17 protein-coding genes are annotated in these 18,690 nt (G+C 65.4%); 6 read left to right on the forward strand and 11 right to left on the reverse strand.

What is annotated here, in order from left to right; genetic code table 11:
• Positions 1-180 precede the first annotated feature (180 nt).
• The gene (locus tag A8G08_RS02930; RefSeq protein WP_068269876.1) at positions 181-792 is read left to right on the forward strand and encodes a TetR/AcrR family transcriptional regulator; all 612 of its coding nucleotides are present in this window, start codon (positions 181-183) and stop codon (positions 790-792) included.
• A 76-nt stretch (positions 793-868) separates the two neighbouring features.
• Here A8G08_RS02930 and A8G08_RS02935 read toward each other — a convergent pair whose 3' ends face one another.
• The 5 genes from A8G08_RS02935 to A8G08_RS02955 form a co-directional block, all read right to left on the reverse strand.
• Complete coding sequence (locus tag A8G08_RS02935) at positions 869-1,498, reverse strand: (2Fe-2S)-binding protein (protein ID WP_068269879.1); 630 nt, start codon at positions 1,496-1,498, stop codon at positions 869-871.
• Positions 1,498-1,860, reverse strand: a complete 363-nt coding sequence (locus A8G08_RS02940; protein ID WP_245672588.1) for a TIGR02611 family protein — start codon at positions 1,858-1,860, stop codon at positions 1,498-1,500. Before A8G08_RS02940 ends, A8G08_RS02935 begins: the two co-directional genes overlap by 1 nt.
• A gap of 159 nt (positions 1,861-2,019) precedes the next feature.
• Positions 2,020-2,415, reverse strand: a complete 396-nt coding sequence (locus A8G08_RS02945; RefSeq protein ID WP_068269885.1) for a YchJ family protein — start codon at positions 2,413-2,415, stop codon at positions 2,020-2,022.
• Positions 2,416-2,422: 7 nt separating this feature from the next.
• Positions 2,423-3,271, reverse strand: coding sequence for an oxidoreductase (locus A8G08_RS02950; protein ID WP_068269888.1), 849 nt, complete (start codon positions 3,269-3,271; stop codon positions 2,423-2,425).
• A gap of 54 nt (positions 3,272-3,325) precedes the next feature.
• Positions 3,326-5,629 (reverse strand): MMPL family transporter, encoded by a 2,304-nt coding sequence (locus tag A8G08_RS02955; RefSeq protein WP_068269891.1) that lies wholly within the window; start codon positions 5,627-5,629, stop codon positions 3,326-3,328.
• 150 nt (positions 5,630-5,779) lie between these two features.
• Between A8G08_RS02955 and A8G08_RS02960 the strand changes: the two genes are divergently transcribed.
• Positions 5,780-6,748 carry a TY-Chap domain-containing protein gene (locus A8G08_RS02960; protein ID WP_068269894.1) on the forward strand — a complete coding sequence of 323 codons (969 nt, stop codon included), beginning with the start codon at positions 5,780-5,782 and terminating at the stop codon, positions 6,746-6,748.
• Positions 6,749-6,756: 8 nt separating this feature from the next.
• Here A8G08_RS02960 and A8G08_RS02965 read toward each other — a convergent pair whose 3' ends face one another.
• Positions 6,757-7,419, reverse strand: a complete 663-nt coding sequence (locus A8G08_RS02965) for a GNAT family N-acetyltransferase (protein ID WP_068269897.1) — start codon at positions 7,417-7,419, stop codon at positions 6,757-6,759.
• Positions 7,420-7,573: 154 nt separating this feature from the next.
• On the opposite strand from A8G08_RS02965, the gene A8G08_RS02970 reads away from it, so the two are divergent.
• Positions 7,574-9,226: an FAD-dependent oxidoreductase gene (locus A8G08_RS02970; protein ID WP_068269943.1), complete on the forward strand. Its 1,653-nt coding sequence runs from the start codon at positions 7,574-7,576 to the stop codon at positions 9,224-9,226.
• A gap of 12 nt (positions 9,227-9,238) precedes the next feature.
• Here the strand turns inward: A8G08_RS02970 and A8G08_RS02975 are convergent, their stop codons facing one another.
• Positions 9,239-9,517 carry a hypothetical protein gene (locus tag A8G08_RS02975; RefSeq protein WP_068269907.1) on the reverse strand — a complete coding sequence of 93 codons (279 nt, stop codon included), beginning with the start codon at positions 9,515-9,517 and terminating at the stop codon, positions 9,239-9,241.
• 364 nt (positions 9,518-9,881) lie between these two features.
• Here A8G08_RS02975 and A8G08_RS02980 point away from each other — a divergent pair, with 364 nt between their 5' ends.
• A complete protein-coding gene (locus A8G08_RS02980; protein WP_068269910.1) occupies positions 9,882-11,009 on the forward strand; it encodes an NDMA-dependent alcohol dehydrogenase in 1,128 nt (375 codons plus the stop codon).
• Positions 11,010-11,070: 61 nt separating this feature from the next.
• On the opposite strand, the gene A8G08_RS02985 is transcribed toward A8G08_RS02980, so the two are convergent.
• The 4 genes from A8G08_RS02985 to A8G08_RS03000 form a co-directional block, all read right to left on the reverse strand.
• Entirely contained in the window at positions 11,071-11,955 is an 885-nt protein-coding gene (locus A8G08_RS02985) for an SDR family NAD(P)-dependent oxidoreductase (RefSeq protein ID WP_068269913.1), read from the reverse strand.
• A gap of 88 nt (positions 11,956-12,043) precedes the next feature.
• Positions 12,044-13,333 (reverse strand): serine/threonine protein kinase, encoded by a 1,290-nt coding sequence (locus tag A8G08_RS02990; protein ID WP_068269916.1) that lies wholly within the window; start codon positions 13,331-13,333, stop codon positions 12,044-12,046.
• Between the two features lie 149 nt (positions 13,334-13,482).
• Positions 13,483-14,715, reverse strand: coding sequence for an Nramp family divalent metal transporter (locus A8G08_RS02995; RefSeq protein ID WP_425394523.1), 1,233 nt, complete (start codon positions 14,713-14,715; stop codon positions 13,483-13,485).
• A 124-nt stretch (positions 14,716-14,839) separates the two neighbouring features.
• Complete coding sequence (locus A8G08_RS03000; protein ID WP_068269922.1) at positions 14,840-15,901, reverse strand: NAD-dependent epimerase/dehydratase family protein; 1,062 nt, start codon at positions 15,899-15,901, stop codon at positions 14,840-14,842.
• A 156-nt stretch (positions 15,902-16,057) separates the two neighbouring features.
• On the opposite strand from A8G08_RS03000, the gene A8G08_RS03005 reads away from it, so the two are divergent.
• Positions 16,058-17,359, forward strand: a complete 1,302-nt coding sequence (locus A8G08_RS03005) for an amidohydrolase family protein (RefSeq protein WP_157108376.1) — start codon at positions 16,058-16,060, stop codon at positions 17,357-17,359.
• A 185-nt stretch (positions 17,360-17,544) separates the two neighbouring features.
• A partial coding sequence (locus A8G08_RS03010) for a WS/DGAT/MGAT family O-acyltransferase (RefSeq protein WP_084435900.1) occupies positions 17,545-18,690 on the forward strand: 1,146 nt, incomplete at its 3' end.

The raw sequence follows: 18,690 nt of genomic DNA on the forward strand, positions 1-18,690 counted from the left end.
TCCCCCAAGTGCAGACGCGGAAACCATTAACATTCCACCGAGTTACGAATACCATTCGTAACAGTGCTATAGGGGTCTGTCAAACCGTGACAAATTGGACGATCGACCAGGTATTTTGAACAAATAGTCGTTCAGATCGCCGTTACGTTGCTAACGTGTTTCGTTAAAGGAAGGTTGTGCATGACAGATCTGCCAGTCCGCGAACGACGCCGCAAGCTCGACCACGAGAGTGTGATCGTGGCCGCGGAAGGGCTCGTCGACCGCAACGGCTACGACGAACTGACGATGACGTCGCTCGCGCTCGAGGTCGACGTCCGCGTTTCATCGCTGTACAACCACGTGACCAGCCTCGATGACGTACGGGCGGCGATTCAGACCAGGGCAATGCGCGGGCTCGGACAGATACTGCGGACCGCGGCGATGGGCAGGACCGGTGTCGAGGGCGTGCACGCGCTCGCGGCGGCGTTCATCGAATTCGCCCGCGCCACCCCGCAGCGCTACATCGCGATGACCCGTACCCCGATCGACCGGCATGCCTATCTCGAGGCGAGCGCCGATGCCGCGGAAGCACTCGCTGTGATGATTCGCACAGCGGGCGTCCCCGATCGTCTGCTGCTGCAGACCCAGCTCGCGTTGTTCTCCGCAATCCATGGTTACGTCTCGCTCGAGCTCACGGGCTTCTTCGTCGGCGTGACCGATGATCTCGACGCCGTCCTCGCACAGGTGCTCCGAGGCGCCGTCAGCTCCGCGGTACTCACCGCGAGCGACGCTGCCGCGAATCCGCGGCCCTGACCGCGCACCTTTGGCTCGCTCGCGCACGCCCCGGCATGCGCGAACACTCGAAAATATGCGCGTTAGGTGGTCCTAGCTAGCTCCGCGCACGGCGCGCGAGCAGATCGGCGCGTTCGTTGCTGTCACGCCTGGGGCAACTCACGCACATCTCGGCGCCCGGAATCCGATCGACCATGCAGCACGACACGCGATGAACGAACCGCCTGCCGGCGACCTCGACGAATCGCGGCATCGGCAGATCGCCGATCCCCGCGGCGATCTCCTGCGCGGCGGCCTCTGCCCGATCGGGCGCGGCGGCCAGGGCGATCGTCCCCACCGCGTCGGCGACCAGCGCCCGAAGCGCTGCGGGGGCGGCGCCACTCGCCTCGGCGAGGGGCACGATCACCCGGTCGAGGGTGTCCCGGAGCGCGCGGTGCGCATCGGGCGGTGTCGCGCAGGTGCCGAGGTGCCGGACGTGAGCGAGACCGGCATCGGGCCGCAGCGTCACGACCGTGGATTCGAGCGTCGGATCGGGAATCGCGGCGCCCGCGACGAGGCCACGCACGGGGCCGGAGAGCAGCACGTCACAGGCCATGTACCACCAGAGAGTGCCGGCGACGCGTTGATCGGGTAGCCGCCATTGCGCGGCGAGTTCACGCGTCAGCCCATCGAGCCCGGCGCGGTCGGCAAGGAAGACACCACCGATCTCGGCGGGCCCGGGCGACATCAGAAGATCGGGCTCTGCAGCCAGCTCTCTTCGTGGCCGAACCAGCCGCCGACGAGCCCGAACGTGCCGAGCACCCACAGCGTCCCGACGACGACCGCGAACGTGAGCAACAGACTCAGGGTCTTCACCAATAGACCCTGACGGCCGAACCAGTCCATGAACCGGTCGTAGCGAACCCGGACGAAATGCAACACGCGCTGCGCCCAGGTGAACTCCGAAGCAAGGATGCCGAGACCGGCGAACACGATCAGCCAGCCCGGCCCCGGGTAGGGAATCGCCACAATTCCGGCCACGAGAATGAGCGTTCCGAGGACGCCCACCGCGATGCGGTACGCCAGGTTTGTGCTGCGGCGCTGAGCAATTCGGGCACGCCATTTCCTGTGTTTCCCGAATACTTCGTCGTCGGTCGACTCATCGAGTCCGACTTCCTGCTCGCTCAGCTTGTCCTCCGCAGTCGATCGGGTGTGGCGTCGTTGACAGCGTACAAGCCACCGATCCGGGCATTCCGGGACGGCCGAGGATCAGCTGTGCGTCCCGTCCAGGTAGACCCACCGTCCGTCCACGCGGACGAATCGGCTGCGCTCGTGCAGTTCGCCGCGCCGGCCCTCGAACCGGAAATGCGCCCGGAACTCGACCACGCCTTCCGAATCGAGCAACCCACCGGCGACGGTGTCGATGATCTCCAGAAACAGCCACCGCTGGTCGGGATCCAGATCGACCCGGTGCGGCCGGGTCTTCGGATGCCAGCTGTCGAGGAGATAGTCCTGCTCACCGAGTGCGAACGCGGTGAAGCGCGATCTCATCAATCGTTCGGCAGTTGGCGCGGCCGCGCCCGCCACCACCGGGCCGCAGCAGTTGTCGAGCACCTCCCCCGATCCGCACGGGCACCGGCTCGATCCGGCCGGGTCGGAACTCACGGCTGTGTCACGGCTTCGGAACAGGGAACTGCGCCCGCATCGCGAGATCCCACACCCGGTCCGGGGTGACTGCGTGCTGAGCAATCCCGAGCTTCGCCGACGGGGTCACCGTGTAGCGCGCCCGCGGCCGCTTCGACTCGAGCGCCTTGCGGATGGTCTTCGCGACGTCTTCGGAATCGCCGCCGAGCGCCTTGCCCACCGGGCCGTTGTACACGCTGGCCATCGTCTCGGCGAGCTTGCCGTTGAAATGCGCGTACGGGCTCGCAACATCGATCGACTCCATCGACGTCGTCGCCGCATGCGCGAATTCGGTTCGGATCAAGCCCGGTTCGACGAGCACGACCTGAACACCGAAGCCCTGCACCTCGAACCGCATCGCGTCCGAGATCGCTTCCAGCGCGTACTTGGTCGCGTGATAGATCCCGCCGCCGGGGAACGTGAGCTTGCCGCCCATCGACCCGATATTGACGACGCGTCCCCGGCCCGCCTCCCGCATACCTGGCAGCACGAGCTGACTCATCCGGATCAGGCCGAAGACGTTCGTCTCGAACTGGCGGCGGATCTCGTCGAGTGGAATGGACTCGACTGCACCCGATTGCGAATATCCGGCGTTGTTGATCAGCGCGCCGACAGGGCCGGACTCGCGTTCCACCTCCGCGACGGCGGCGGCCGTCGACGCCTCGTCTGTGACGTCGAGTGCCAGTGTGCGACAACCGAGTTCAGCCAGCTCCTGCAAGGTCTCCGGTTTACGCGCCGTGGCGTACACGGTGAAGCCGTGCCGGGCCAGTTCCGCCGCCGTTGCAGCGCCGATTCCGCTCGAACACCCGGTGATCAGTACCGCACTCGACTTGTCCACCGAACTCTCCCTTCGCTGTTCGGTCGATAGTACGGCCAGATTCCGGCTATCAGGTCAGCCCTGGACGGAAACCGGCTCCGCGACCTGCGCAGACTTGCGCGGCCCAAGTTTCTCGCCCTCGATGTCCATGTTGGGCACGATGCGATCCAGCCAGCGCGGCATCCACCAGGCGCGATCCCCGATCAGCACGAGCACCGCGGGCACGATCACCATGCGCACGATGAACGCATCGAAGAAGACGCCCGCGGCCAGTGCGAATCCCATCGATTTCGCGGCGGTGTCGGACTCCAGCAGGAACGCGCTGAACACCGAGATCATGATGATCGCCGCGGCGGTCACGACCCGGGCACCGTGGTGGTAGCCGCGGATCATGGCCTCCTTGGCCGGATAGCCGTGCACGTGTTCCTCGCGGATTCGGGTCACCAGGAACACCTGGTAGTCCATCGCGAGGCCAAAGACGAGGCCGATCAACATGATCGGCAGGAACGTCACGAGCGGATGTGGATCCTCGACGAGGTCGAAAACGCCGTCCTGGAAGATCAGCACCGTCGCACCGAACGTGGCCGCCATCGACAGCAGGAACCCGAGCGCACCGAGCAACGGCACGATAATCGACCGGAATACCGCGATCAGAAGCAGGAAGGCCGCGATAGCCACAATCGTCAGGTACGGCACGATCGAGCCGAGCAATTTGCCGTCGACATCGGCGAAAATCGCGGTGGTGCCGGTGACGCCGTATTCGATGCCGAACTGCTCGGTGAGTGCCGCCTCCTCGGCGCGCACATCCTTGACCAGGTCCTTGGTGTCCTGGTTGTTCGGACCGGATTCCGGCACACCCTGGAACAGCGCACCCGCGCCGTCATCGCTGCGTGTCGGGCCTACGACGTAATCCATCTCGTCGAACGACTCGAGCTTGGTGCGCAGCGCGGACAGCGCGTCGTCCCGCTGGTCTTCGGGGACCTCGGACAGGTCGGCGGCGATCTGCAGGACGCCGTTGGTGCCCTCGCCGAAGCCCTCGGTACGCAACTCGTAGGCCTGACGAATGCTCGAATCGGCCGGCATGCTCTCGTCACCCGGCAGGCCGATCTGCAGTCCGACAGCGGGGATTGCGAAGAGGCCGAGAATCGCGACGGCGCCGATCAGGGCGACTGCGGGTCGCCGCGCGATCGTTTCGGCGATTCGCTGGCCGACCGTGCGCTGCGTGTCGTCCTCGGGATCGACGTTACCGACGAACGGGACCTTCGGCCGGAACAGGAATCGGCCGAACGCGCCGAGCAGCGCGGGCATCAGAGTGAGCGCGACGACGACCGCCATCAGCGCCGCGATTGCGCCGCCGAGCCCCATCCACGTCATGAACGAGACGCCGATGATGCTCAACCCACACAGGGCGATGAAGACCGTCAGGCCGGCGAACACGACCGCCGACCCCGCGGTGCCCACAGCCCGGCCGGCTGCCTCCTCTGGGGTGTCGCAGACGGTGAGTTCGTGCTTGTACCGCGAGACGATGAATAGCGCGTAGTCGATCGAAAGCGCGATGCCGACCATGGTCGCGAGGAAGGTCGTGAAGGACGGGATCGTGGTAATCGACGTGCCCACCGTGATCAACATCGTCGCGGCGGCGAGGCCCACGATCGCGGTGATGATCGGGACGACAGCGGCCAGCAGGGCGCCGAAGGCGATGATCATCACGATGAACGCCACACCCATACCGATGAGTTCGGCGCTACCGCCCGGACCGCCGCCCTCCTGAGCGATGCTGCCGGTGAGCTGGACGTCGAGGCCTGCCGCGCGCGCAGCATCCGCGGCAGCGTTCGCCTCGTCGCGGTCGGCGGCGGTCACGTCCTGCCATTTCTCGATCGAGAAGGGCACATCGAGCAGAGCCACGGAATCCGGATGGGTCTCGTTGAGCACGTTGAGCGGAGCGCCCGAGCAGTCCTCGAGGTAAGTGGGCCCCGCGCGGTTGGCGACCAGGCAGCCTTGGTCGGCTGCGGTGACCAGCGGGCTGGTCAGCGGCTCTTTGTGATCGACGATGCCGAGGGCGTTCAACTCCGTCACCAGTCCGTCGACCGCGGCGCGGTACTGCTGATCGGTGAGCTTGCTGCCCTCCGGCGCCGCGATCACGTAGGTGCCGGTCACCGCATCGAACGCGAATGCATCCGACATTCCCGGGAAATGCTCGTCCATAATCTGCGTCGCCCGCTCGGACGGCAGGTTCGGAATGTTGAAGTCGTCTTCCATCGGCTGCGCGATTGTGCTGGACAGGACGCCGAGACCGACCAGGAGCAACAGCCAAACCGGCAGGACAATCCATTTCCTGCGGAAAGCAAACTTTCCGAGCCGATAGAGATAGACGGACACGATTTCCCCTTGGGTTACGAACGCACTCAGCGTTGCCGCTAACGGCAGGCTCTCGTTTTCCGATCATTCCGAACGGCACCGACATATGTCATCGGGGATAACCCTGATGTGACTCACAACGCATAAAGGTGCTGAAGAGACGAGGAACACATGGATGCGAACGCCTGGCGACGCTTCCGGGACAAGCTTGCCGACCACATCGCCGATATGGCAGACGGCGATGTTCTGTTGCTCGAATACCGCCGGGCTGACGATGCTGCTGACAGCGCATGCGTTCAGTTCTTCGGTTGGGGTTCAGATCTGGTCCGCTGTGAGGTACCGGCGAACCAATTCCTCCACCCGGCCTTTCGGCTCGATGACGGTAATCGCGACCGGCTGCTCGAGCTCGGCTGGCAACCGCCGACCGACCAGCCCAACGGGTCGTCGTCCTACCACCTCGATCGCGATCGCACACACTGCGACGAACTCGCCGCGCTCGCGGTTCAGGTACTGCGGGAAATGTGGGGTGTCCCCCACCCGACGCTGCTCGACAGCATCACCGGTGGGCGCGCCGATGCCCCGGCATTCGTGCTGCGCGAAGAGCCACCCGTCGAGGATCTGGATTTTGGGAGTGCCATTCAACCGTCGAGCCGGCGGCACCTGCAGCTGCTGGTCGAGCGAACGATGGGCCAGCTGCTCGGCCACGAGCCGCAGAAGATCGACGAGGACCTGATCGTTCTCGACGCGGCCTTCGGGTCACTGTGGATCTCGGTCGTCGGGCACGAGCCGGTAGTCGAGATCACGACCTATATCGAGCGCAAAGTCCGCGACGAGCAACTCGCCCTGACCGATGTCGTGGGCCTCGGCGTCCGACTGCCCTCGGAGTGGTTTCTCGACGAATCCGGCCTGGTATTGACCACAAGGGTCGACAGTTCCCCGTTCGTCCCAAGGCACCTCATCAACGCGTTGCGCGATTTCTACGACGCGATGCACGAGCTCGACGCGTTCCTTCCCGAGACGCTCGGCGACCCCGTCCCGGCGGGACCGGGTGCTCCACCGCGAACCGCGGGCACACATCAGCTCGGTTTGTTCGACAATCCCGCCGAACCGCCGACGCTCTTCGACGAGTTCGACGACTGAATCGCCGCTCAGCCGCCGGCGCCCGGCGCCCGCACGACGAGGTGCACGCCCGGGAAATACGCGGCGAGTTCGGTCCGCGACTTCCGCAATGCGGCCAGACCATACCCACGCTTGCGCTGGTCGGGGCGAATCCAGATCCGGACGTCGACCTCGTTCTCGCGCAGCTCCCCGAAAACCAGCCCGACCTTGACACCGTCCTCGACGGCAACGAGCCAGACCGCGTCCTCGTTGTCCACCCGGGTGGCCGCCTGAGCCAATTCGTCCGCGATCGGACCGGCCGGCGCGCCGGTTCCGTCTCCGGATAGGCCTTGTTCGGTTGTGCGGGCCTCGAAGATGTCGGCGTCGCCTTCTGCCGAGAACTGCCGCAGGCTCAGCCGGTCACCGCTGCTCGCGGGACGCTGCGCGAGCGTGAAGGTCAATTGACTGTTCAGGTCATCGAGCTCGGCCTTTGCCTTCAGGCGCTCGGACTTCGTCAACTGACCCAACGACATTTGCAGAATTGCCTCGGCGCCCAGCTCCGACTTGCCAAGTAAAGCCGTGATCGCGGCGATCGCCTCGGTGCGATCTTCGGCGTCGACGATTGCGTCGAGCACCTCATGTCGACGTTCGAGCGCGGTTAGAAGTGCGTCGGTGATGTCACGACGAGTAGCGGCGCGATCGACGTCCGTCATCTTTCACATCGTATGTGGATAGGGCGCTGACCGCCGGGTTCGCGACCGATCCCGTAGGGGCACGCGCCGCCGCGGGTTTGACCATACATAGCCATGAGGATGTATGGTCGTGGGAGTCAGCCGGAGCGTGCGCGAGCGCGAGAGGAAGTCAGTCGTGGCCTACGTCATCACCCAGAACTGCTGCAAGGACGCAAGCTGCGTTCCGGTCTGCCCGGTCGACTGCATCCGCCCGTCCGCCGGCGCCGGCGAATTCACCGGCACCGAGATGCTCTACATCGACCCCGCCACCTGTATCGACTGCGGCGCGTGCCAGGAGGAATGCCCGGTCGGCGCGATCTACGCGGACACCGATCTTCCGCCGGAGCTCGAGCGCTTCCAGGAGATCAACGCGGCTTACTTCGAGGCGAACCCGCTCGAGACCGAGCTCGTGCCGATGCCGAAGAACCACGCCGCGGTCGAGGCCGGCTCGCTGCGCGTCGCGATTATCGGCGCCGGTCCGGCGGCCTGCTACACGGCCGAAGAACTCGTCAAGGTCACCGGCGTGGAAGTGGATCTGTTCGAGCGCCTGCCAACGCCGTACGGACTGATCCGTGCGGGCGTCGCCCCGGATCACTTGCACACGAAGGCCATCACCGACCTGTTCGCCAAGACGTTCACCAACAAGCGCATGGCCGCGCACTTCAACGTCGAGGTCGGCAAGCACGTCACCCACGAAGAACTGCTCGCACACCATCACGCAGTCGTCTACGCGGTTGGCGCCAACAACAGCCGTGACCTCGGAATCCCGGGCGAGACGCTGCCGGGCAACTTCGGCGCCTCGGACTTCGTCGGCTGGTACAACGGCCATCCCGATCGCGCCGAGGACGATTTCGATCTGACCGGCGAGCGGGTCGTGATCGTCGGCAACGGCAACGTCGCCCTCGATGTCGCGCGTGTGCTGTTGATGTCGCCGGAACGGCTGCACAAGACCGATATCGCCGAGCACGCACTGAACGCATTGGGCGAAAGCGCGGTCCGCGAGGTGGTCATCGTGGCCCGCCGTGGCCCCCGCGACGCCGCGTTCTCGGCCGCCGAATTCATGGCACTCGGTCATCTCGAGGGCATCGATGTGGTCATCGAGAGCGACGACCTGGACGCAGATCCGGCCGACGATGTCGAGACCGCGTGGAAGCTCGAGATCGCGCGCGAATACGCCGAGCGGCCGCAGTCGCCGGACAACAAGCGAATCGTCTTCCGGTTCATGGCTGCACCGGTCGAGGTCGTAGGCGACGACAAGGTCACCGGCCTGCGCGTGGTGCGCAACAGCTTCGACGCGAACGGCAAACTGGTTGCCGGCGACCCGGCCACCGACGCTGAGGTCATCGAGACCTCGCTCGTTCTTCGGTCGATCGGTTACCGCGGACGCGAGATCGCCGATGTCCCCTACGACGCCGCTGCCGGCGTCGTCCCCAATGACGGTGGTCGTGTGCTCGGCGACGACGGCGAGCCGATCCCCGGCGTGTACGTATCGGGCTGGATCAAGCGTGGCCCGCGCGGCGTCATCGGCACCAACCGGACGTGCGCGGAACAGACCGTCGCACGGCTGTGGGAGGACTTCGATTCCGGCAAGCTGAGCCGCGGGGTCCAGGATCGCGAATCGCTCGAGACGTTTCTGCACGAGCGCGGCATCGACAAGGTCGAGTGGCAGGGCTGGAAGGCGATCGACGCGGCGGAACGCTCGCGCGGTAGCGACACCAAGCGCCCACGGGTCAAGTTCGTCTCGATCGACGAGATGCTGCTGACCGCCAAAGGCACTGTCGGAGTTTAACTTCCGAAATTTTCATTCGGATGGCTGCGCCGGGGAGCCACCCTCCCTGGCGAGCCGGAACCGTGCGACGAGCGCCCGGTCCAGCCGGTGCAACTCGTAGAGTTCGCTGCGCAACTCCCGCGCCGCCGCGCGATGACGCCGCTGCGCCTCCGCATTGCCGAGCCGCTCTGCGCGCGAAAGCTGTTGTTCCACAGATTCGATCGCCGCCGAGGCCTGGTCGATCTCGTACTGCAGTAGGGCATGGAACGTCGCGGCCTGCTCGAGATCGGGATCGGGATCGGGATCGGTCATGATTCACCCACCCGCGCGCACCCCGAGGCGCAGGTTCCACTCGTAGTGGCCGCCCTGTTGACCATGGCCGAATTATGGTCGGCGACCACCGGTCGAACAACCGCTTCGCCCATAGCCCGAGGACATTTCGGCATCCTCCGGATCCACCCGACACGCACGATCAAGGCCACAAACTCTCGTCATTCGAAAGAATTGGACAGGAGTCTGGACGAATGGCCAGATTGCTGTGTAGCGTCGGTTGCGACCTCGTCGGCCGCCCGTGCGGGCCGCACCGGCAAGGCGTCACGGCCCCGATTACGGGGGATGACGTGGCCGGATCGGCGCATCCGACACGAGGGCATGTTTCGTCGAGTGAAGGAAGCTGATGAAAACCAAAGGCGCTTTGATCTGGGACTTCAACCAGCCGTGGTCGATCGAGGAGATCGAGATCGGCGACCCGCGCCAGGGCGAGGTGAAGATCCAACTCGAGGCGGCGGGCATGTGCCACTCCGACCATCACCTCGTCACCGGCGGCGTGCCGATGGGCGGCTTCCCGGTCCTCGGCGGCCATGAGGGCGCCGGCATCATCACCGAGGTCGGGCCGGGCGTCGAGGACCTCGCGGTCGGCGACCACGTCGTCCTGTCGTTCATTCCGTCATGCGGTAAGTGTCCGTCGTGTCAGGCGGGCATGCGCAACCTCTGCGACCTCGGCGCCGGCCTGCTCGGCGGCGCGTCGGTCTCCGACGGCAGCTTCCGCTACCAGGCACGGGGCGAGAACGTTTTCCCCATGACGCTGCTCGGCACCTTCTCCCCCTACATGGTCGTCCACGAGTCCTCCGTCGTGAAGATCGACAAAAGCATCCCCTTCGAGGTCGCCTGCATCGTCGGCTGCGGCGTGACCACCGGTTACGGCTCCGCGACACGCGCCGCCGACGTCCGTCCGGGTGAGGACGTCGCGATCATCGGTATCGGCGGCGTCGGCATGTCGGCCCTGCAGGGCGCGGTGAACTCCGGCGCCCGCTATGTCTTCGCAGTCGACCCCGTCGAGTGGAAGCGCGAACAGGCGCTCAAATTCGGTGCTACGCACGCGTTCGAATCGGTTGAAGCCGCCACGATGGGCGCCGCGGAAATCACCGCCGGCGGTATGTGCCGCAAGGTTATCGTGACCGTCGGCGAGGTGCACGGCGAAGAGGTCGATAGCTGGATGGCCCTCACCGCGAAGGGCGGCACCTGCGTCGTCACCGCGATGGGCAGCCTGATGGACAACCAGGTGACGTTGAACATGTCGATGCTCACCCTGCTGCAGAAGAACCTGCAGGGCACGCTGTTCGGCGGCGGCAACCCGCACTACGACATTCCGCACCTGCTGTCGATGTACAAGGCAGGCAAGCTCAACCTCGACGACATGGTCACTCGCGAGTACCGCCTCGAGCAGATCAACGACGGTTACCGGGACATGCTGGAAGGCAAGAACATTCGCGGTGTGATCCGCTTTACCGACGCGGACCGGTAGGAACTACCGGCCCCGCGCCGGGTCGATCAACCGAGGAGGCGGTGGCCGCGAAGGTACGCGGTCACCGCTTCTTCGTCAGTACCTCATGCAGCTCGGTCACCGACCAGGCCGGCGAATCGTGATGGTCACGGTAGGCAAGGAACGACGGCGACTGCCGATCGAAGCGCCCCACGAATCCGCCCGAGGCGACAAAGATTTCGCCGGTCACAGCTTCCGCTAGGTCGCTGACCAGGTAGGCGTAGGTCGGCGCCACATACTCCGGCGGTGCCGCATCGAGCGAGGCCTGCATGGTCACATCATCGAGCAGTCCGCGGCGGTGCAGATCTGCGATCTGCTCTTCGTAGTCGGAACCGGTTGACAGCCGCGTCTTCGCTCCGGGACAGACCACGTTCGCGCGCACCCCGTAGCCCTTCAACTCGGCCGCGATCGCCAGGGTCAGGCCGTTCACCGCGCCCTTCCCGGCGGGATATCCGGTACCGCCGTAGTCGCCGAGGAACGCGAACGAACTCGTGTTCACGATCGCGCCCTTGCCGCGCGCGACCATGCGCGGCGCCGCGGCGCGGCAGGTGTGGAATGCCGTACCGACATGCGTGCGCAGCAGATTGTCGAAATCGTCGGGGTCGATGTTGAGGATCGACGACTGCGGCGGCTCCGCGATGCCCGCGCAGTTGATCAGAATGTCGATCGCGCCGAACTCCCGCTCGCAGGACGCGACAAGAGCCTCAGCCGCCGATGCCTCGGTCGGCGAACCGGCGAAGCCGATGGCCTGACCGCCACCGGACGTGATCGCATCGACCGTTTCCAGTACCGCGACGTCATCACGACCGTTGACCACCACCCCGGCGCCGAGCGCCGCGAGCAGTTCCGCAACGGAGCGGCCAATCCCGCGGCTCCCACCGACGACAACGGCACCACGGCCGGCGAGCAAGGTCGATTCACCTGTCATTTCGCCAACATTAGACGAATAGCTGGTCAACTATCCAGACACCAGTCCAACCCAAGGGTTGGCTGGATCGTGCGCTCTTTGCTGCTGGTCAGCCCGGCGCCCAGCACGGACCATCCGGCGGCGGCGTGTGCACGTAGCCGGGGTAGCACGGCAGGATCTCGGGCGCGGACGGCGCCTGCTGCACCGGCGGCGCTTGCGGAGCCTGCGGCTGACCCGGAGGCGGCGAACCGGCCCCGGGTGCCCAGCACGGACCGTCCGGCGGCGGCGTGTGTACGTAGCCGGGGTCGCACGCGAACACACCCGGCGCACCAGGCGCAGGACTTTGCACTGCCGAAGGCGGCCGCGTCGCGGAAGTTTGGAACTGCTGATTGCCGGTGTCCGAGTCCGGAACCGACTCGGCCGCTTCCGGTTCGGAGGTTTCGGTCGTCCGTGTGGTCGTCGACGTCTTCGACGGCTTCGTCGTAGTTGTCGGCAGGGCGGCAGTTGTCTCCGAGGTCGAGGTGACGACCCTGGCCACCTCCGACGAGGATCCCGAACCGAGCAGCATGCCGGTCGCGACAGCGATCAGGACGACCGCGGCCGCTGCGGCCGCTCCGATCAGTACCTTCCGGTTCCGCGCCGCAGCGGCGGCGATGCCAGCCGCGCCCGTCGGTGTCGTCGCTGCCCGCATCGGGCCAGTCACTCCCGCGGCATCGCTTGCGGCAATGACGAATTCGCTGACGGATCGGTACCGATCCAACGGCGCAAGGGCGGTTCCGCGTGCGACTACGTCATCGAATTCGGCCGGAACGCCGGGCACTGCCGCCGACGGCCGAAGCGGCTCACGACTCGACCAGGGAAACGCTGTGCCGGTAAGACATTCGTAGAGGACGGTGGTCAGCCCGTACACTCCGGACGCGTTGCCGGCGTTGGTCGGGAGGCCGACCTCGCTGAGCAGAACCTGCCCGTTGTCGCGCACGAGGACGTTCGCCGACGCGACCTCTTGACTGTTCAAACCAGCCGCCCGCACGGCCTGCAAGCCGGTCGCCATCTGGGTCACGACATCGACGGCCTGTTGCGGCGGCATCGCACCTGATGCTTCCAGTCGCTGCCATAGATTGGTGCCCTCCACCTGCGGCGACACACGGAACAGGCGACTACCGACCTGCCCGAAGTCGTACACCGGCACGACGTTTGGGCTCTTGACCTGTGCCGCGAGCTCCGCGTCGCGCGCGAACCGCTCCCGGTACTGGTAATCGTCGGCGGCCTCCGCCGGGAGCGCGCGCAGCAGAACTGGCTGCCGCGAGGTGGTGTCGACGGCAGCCCATACCTCGCCCATGACGTCCTGGCTGACGAGGCGTTCCAACCGGTACTTGCCGAACAGGGCGCCGACCTGCATCCCACCCTCTCCCATTCATCGGGTCAATCTGACGAGTCTTCCCCCAACCCGCGTCGAGTATAGGTGCGGCGGCGCAACTTCTCCTGCCGCGTCAAGTCACCTCGGCACTGAAGAAGTGCCGCCGAACTGGGGAATCGACTCGAAAAGGGTCAGCCCCGGACGGTGAGGTAGATAAGCATCACGTTCAGTAACGTGATAACTCCGGCCACGCCCCAGGCGAGCCCGGTGGTCACCCGATGATTCACGGCGTCGCCCATGAGCGCGCGGTCGCTGGTGAACTTGACCAGCGGGATCAGCGCGAACGGGATGCCGAACGACAGCACCACCTGCGAAACGATCAACGCACGGGTGGGGTCCACACCGATTGCGAGAATCACGATGGCCGGGATGAGCGTGATGAGACGGCGAAGCAGCAGCGGAATCCGGCGCCGAAGTAGGCCGTCCATGATCATCGCCCCGGCGTACGCACCGACCGATGTCGAGGCAAGCCCGGATGCGAGCAGTCCGATGGCGAACAACAGGGCGACGAACGAACCGAGATGATTCGCGATCGCCGCGTGCGCGCCCTCGATCGTGTCGATGTCGTCACCACGCAGCGTCGTCGCGGCCACCAGCAACATCGACAGATTGACCGCACCGGCCAGCAACATCGCCAGGCCAACGTCGAACCGCGTCGCGCGCAACAACACCCGCCGCCGCGGGCCCTCCTTGACGTGCCCGTGCCGATCGCGCGCTAGCCCCGAGTGCAGGTACACCGCGTGCGGCATCACCGTGGCGCCGAGCATCGCGGTGGCGAGCAGGACGCTCTCGGCACCATCGAAGCGCGGCACCAAACCGCCGAGCACCGAACCGGGCTCGGGCGGGGCCACGACGACACTTGTGACGAATCCAATCGCGATCACGGCGAGGAGGCCGGTGATGACCCGCTCGAAGGATCGCTGCCCGCCGCGGTCCTGCACCAGTAGCAGGCCCATGGAAACCGCACCCGTAATCACGCCGCCAATCACGAGCGGCAGGTCGAACAAGAGATAGAGGGCGATCGCGCCACCGACGACCTCCGCGAGGTCGGTGGCGATGGCGACCAATTCCGCCTGCGCCCAGTAGCTCAGCCGGACGCCGCGCGTGGAATGGGCCCGCACGGTCTCGGGCAAGCTCATGCCCGTCACGAGCCCGAGCTTGGCGGAGAGAAACTGCACCAGGCCCGCCATCGCGTTGGCGCAGACGATTACCCAGACGAGTAGATAGCCGTATTGTGCGCCGGCACTGATGTTCGAGGCGACATTGCCCGGGTCGACATAGGCGATGGCAGCGACGAAGGCGGGCCCGAGCAGGAGCGACCCGGTCCGAGCGCGTTGCAGAGTTGGGCGCACGGTGTCGACCAGGGTCACTGCTCCTCAACTCCTGACAAGTCCAAGACAATTTTATGGTCACCCGAACTTTAGCTTTCGCGATACCTCACTGCAACGTCAGCTCAGGCAGTGCGCGGCCCGTCCGATCGGCGGGTTTTCACCCCAGCGGATCGGGGAGATTGTCGAGGCTCGGGTCACCGAACCGCGCCCGGATCGCACCCCAGGGATCGGCATATTGCCCCGGCGTACTCCGATAGGGCGACAGCCGCGCGAGAGCGAATCGGATCAAAGGTGCGGCGAGCCGCGTGGGGTAGCGCTTCCAGCCGATGTTGAAACGCAGTTCGTCCAGCAGTTCCGGCCACGAGTGGTCCTGATACTTCAATAGTTCCTGGGATCGCTCCACGTCCATCCAGTCGGCGGCCGGATACCAATCGATGTCGGATTCGGGGTTGCCCGGTCGACTCGGCGGCAGTTTCACTCCCTGCGCCGCAGCGAAACCCTCGGCGACCTGTCTATGCCTCAGAAGGTTCGAGTCATCGCCCCCGATCAGAAGCACCTCGTTCGTCACTCCGGTGCTGAGAGTCGCCGCGAAAGCCGTCGCCACATCCCGGGTGTCGACGGTGTGCACCTCGCTGTCGTTGGGAACCAGGCCGCTCAAGTACAGGAGATCGGAGCTGACGGCGACCGCCGCGGGATCGGCGCTGATGACACCCCCGAGCCGTAGCACCGTCCACGGCAGCTCCGCCGCCTGCACCAGTCGCTCGACCTCCAATTTGTGCCCACCGTAGAGCTCGCACGGACCCAGCGGAGTATCGGCACGCAACAAACCCTTGTTGCGGTGCGGGTTCCGCGCACCGTAGACCCCCGAACTGGACGCGTAAACAAGATGCGGTGGATTGGCTTGCGCTTCAGCGGCTTTCACGAGTGCGGCCGAAGCATCGACATTGACGCGGCGGGCGGCCGCCCGGTCGCGATACAACAGCGGCGGGATCACCGCGGCCAAGTGAACGATCGCGTTCGGAGCAACGTCGGCAACGAGATTTCGCACCGCGGCGGCATCGGTGAGATCGACCCGCCGTGTCTCGACACCGGCGGGCAGACCGGCGATGGGGTTGCGATTGGTAGTCGCCACCACGCGCCACCCGTCTGCGGCCAGGCGCCGGATGGTATCGCCGCCCACAAGTCCTGAACCACCCGTAACCAGCACTGTTTCTGGCATTCGCGACGCTCCCGATCCGCACATTCGGCTGTCTTGCGACCCAGTATCAGCGCCGCCGGGCGAGCAAACGACGGAAACGGATATCGGAGTCCGGCGAAGCCTCGCCAGAAGCCATATCGTAAGACATACTGTAGGCGACTCGGAAAGGAGAACAGTGTGGACAAGAACGACATGATTTTGATCAGCGTCGACGACCACATCATCGAGCCCCCAGACATGTTCGCGAACCACCTGCCCAGCAAGTACCTCGATGAGGCCCCGCGACTGGTGCACATGGAAAACGGTGCGGACGTGTGGAAGTTCCGCGACCGGGTCATCCCGAACGTGGCGCTCAATGCCGTCGCCGGCCGCCCGAAGGATGAGTACGGACTCGAACCCGAAGGCCTCGACGAAATCCGCCCGGGCTGCTTCAACGTCGATGAGCGCGTCAAGGACATGAACGCGGGCGGCATCCTCGCGTCGATGAACTTCCCGTCCTTCCCCGGTTTCGCGGGCCGGCTCTTCGTAACCGAGGATTCCGATTTCTCGCTGGCTCTCGTGCAGGCCTACAACGACTGGCATATCGACGAGTGGTGTGGCGCCTACCCGGGCCGGTTCATCCCCATGGCGCTGCCGGTGATCTGGGATGCCGAATTGTGTGCCGCGGAGGTGCGCCGGGTCGCCAAAAAGGGCGTGCACTCCCTTACCTTCACGGAAAACCCTGCTGCCCTTGGCTATCCAAGCTTCCACCACGAGTACTGGAACCCGTTGTGGCGCGCTCTCGTCGATACCGACACCGTGCTGTCGGTGCATATCGGGTCGTCCGGGAAGCTCTCCATCCCCGCCGTGGACTCGCCACCCGACGTGATGATCACCCTGCAGCCGATGAATATCGTCTCGGCCGCGGCGGATCTGTTGTGGTCCAAGCCCGTCAAGGACTACCCGGACCTGAAAATCGCACTGTCCGAGGGCGGTACGGGCTGGATTCCGTACTTCCTCGAACGCGTCGACCGCACTTTCGAGATGCACTCCACGTGGACGCTGCAGGACTTCGGCGGCAAGCTGCCGTCCGAGGTGTTCCGCGACCACTTCCTCACCTGCTTCATCAGCGACCCGCTCGGCGTGAAGCTGCGCCACGAAATCGGCATCGACAACATCGCGTGGGAGGCGGACTACCCGCACAGCGATTCGATGTGGCCCGGTGCACCCGAGGAACTCGGCGACGTGCTCAACAAGGAACAGGTCCCGATGGACGAGGTGGACAAGATGACCCACCTCAATGCGATGCGCTGGTACTCGTTCGATCCTTTCACGCATGTGCCGCGCGACAAGGCCACCGTCGGCGCATTGCGCGCCGCATCGGCGGACCACGACGTGAGCATCCAGGCGCGCAGCCACCACCACACCGATGCGCGCGAAAAACTCGCCGCATTCCACTCCCAGATCAACGCCGCGACAGGGCATACGTCCAAGCGCTGACAAGATCCCTACCAGCAAGATCGCTTCGAACACCACGCATCTCGGTCGCGGCCTCTGCTCTCGAGCGGAGGCCGCGATCGCGTGTGTGACGAGCGTCTCTTCCGCCGCGCTACGAGTTGCCGGTCATTACGGTAAGCATTACCGTAAGGCCAGGGAATCATTTGTACTGGTAGGGGGATTTGTCGATGAACCGACTCTCGAGCACAGATGCGGCTTTTTGGTACGCCGAATCACCCACGTGGCACATGCATGTCGGTGCCGCGGCGGTATGCGATCCAACGAATGCGCCGGGCTTCTGCTTCGAATCGGTCAAGCAACTGCTCGCGAGCCGCCTGCCCGAGGTGCCGCAGCTGCGCTGGCGGATCGAGGGCGACCCGATCGGGCTCGACCGCCCCTGGTTCGTCGAGGATGAACACCTCGACATCGATTTCCACGTACGTCGCGTGGCACTCCCCTCCCCGGGCGGCGACCGCGAATTGAACGAACTCGTAGGCAGATTGATGTCCTACAAACTCGACCGCTCGCGTCCGCTGTGGGAGTTGTGGTTCATCGAGGGGCTGGCCAACGGCCGGGTCGCAATCATGACCAAAATGCACCACGCACTCATCGACGGCGGTTCGGGTGCCGGGCTGAGCGAAATCCTGCTCGACATCACCCCGGAGCCGCGCCCGCCGGTCAAAACTGTCGATCGTTCGCTGGTCGGCGTCGAGCTTCCGCCGCTCGAGGAGCGCCTGCTCAACGGCCTGGTCAACGTCGCGGTCAAGACGCCGTACCGGTTCGTGCGCCTGATCGAACAGACGGTTCGCCAGGAGCTGGCCACCCGCGGGATAGCGAACAAGCCGCCGCGGCCCTATGACGCGCCCGCCACGATCTTCAACACGCCGGTGTCGCAGTACCGCAAGGTCGGCGGCTCGGGCGTGCCGCTGGCGCGGGTGCGCGCGGTAAAGGAAGCCTATGGCGTGAAGATCAACGATGTCGTGATGGCGCTCGTATCCGGCGCGCTGCGCACGTATTTGGAGAAGCGCGGCGATCTGCCCGACCGGTCGCTGGTTTCCCAGGTGCTGGTGAACACGCGAAGCGAGAACGACAACAACGTCGGAAATCAGTTCAACGCCATGGCCGTTGCCATCGCGACCGATATCGCGGACCCGGCAGAGCGACTGCGCACAATCTATGCGAACTCGCAGGGCGCCAAGGCGACGGCGAAGGCCATGGCGCCGCACCAGGACATCGGTTACAGCGATACCGCCCCGCCCGTCCTGATTCAGCTGGCAGGGCGGGCGTACTCCGCAGCCGGCATCGGTGGCAAGGTCGCGCCGATGAACCTTGCC

It is taken from the genome of Aldersonia kunmingensis (assembly GCF_001646865.1).
Taxonomy (GTDB): domain Bacteria; phylum Actinomycetota; class Actinomycetes; order Mycobacteriales; family Mycobacteriaceae; genus Aldersonia; species Aldersonia kunmingensis.

Bases quoted from the DNA above. Each gene is read 5' to 3' on its own strand.
- A8G08_RS02930 (WP_068269876.1), top strand. From the start codon at position 181: ATGACAGATCTGCCAGTCCGCGAACGACGCCGCAAGCTCGACCACGAG.
- A8G08_RS02935 (WP_068269879.1), bottom strand. From the start codon at position 1,498: ATGTCGCCCGGGCCCGCCGAGATCGGTGGTGTCTTCCTTGCCGACCGC.
- A8G08_RS02960 (WP_068269894.1), top strand. From the start codon at position 5,780: ATGGATGCGAACGCCTGGCGACGCTTCCGGGACAAGCTTGCCGACCAC.
- A8G08_RS02965 (WP_068269897.1), bottom strand. From the start codon at position 7,419: ATGACGGACGTCGATCGCGCCGCTACTCGTCGTGACATCACCGACGCA.
- A8G08_RS02975 (WP_068269907.1), bottom strand. From the start codon at position 9,517: ATGACCGATCCCGATCCCGATCCCGATCTCGAGCAGGCCGCGACGTTC.
- A8G08_RS02980 (WP_068269910.1), top strand. From the start codon at position 9,882: ATGAAAACCAAAGGCGCTTTGATCTGGGACTTCAACCAGCCGTGGTCG.
- A8G08_RS02985 (WP_068269913.1), bottom strand. From the start codon at position 11,955: ATGACAGGTGAATCGACCTTGCTCGCCGGCCGTGGTGCCGTTGTCGTC.
- A8G08_RS02990 (WP_068269916.1), bottom strand. From the start codon at position 13,333: ATGCAGGTCGGCGCCCTGTTCGGCAAGTACCGGTTGGAACGCCTCGTC.
- A8G08_RS03000 (WP_068269922.1), bottom strand. From the start codon at position 15,901: ATGCCAGAAACAGTGCTGGTTACGGGTGGTTCAGGACTTGTGGGCGGC.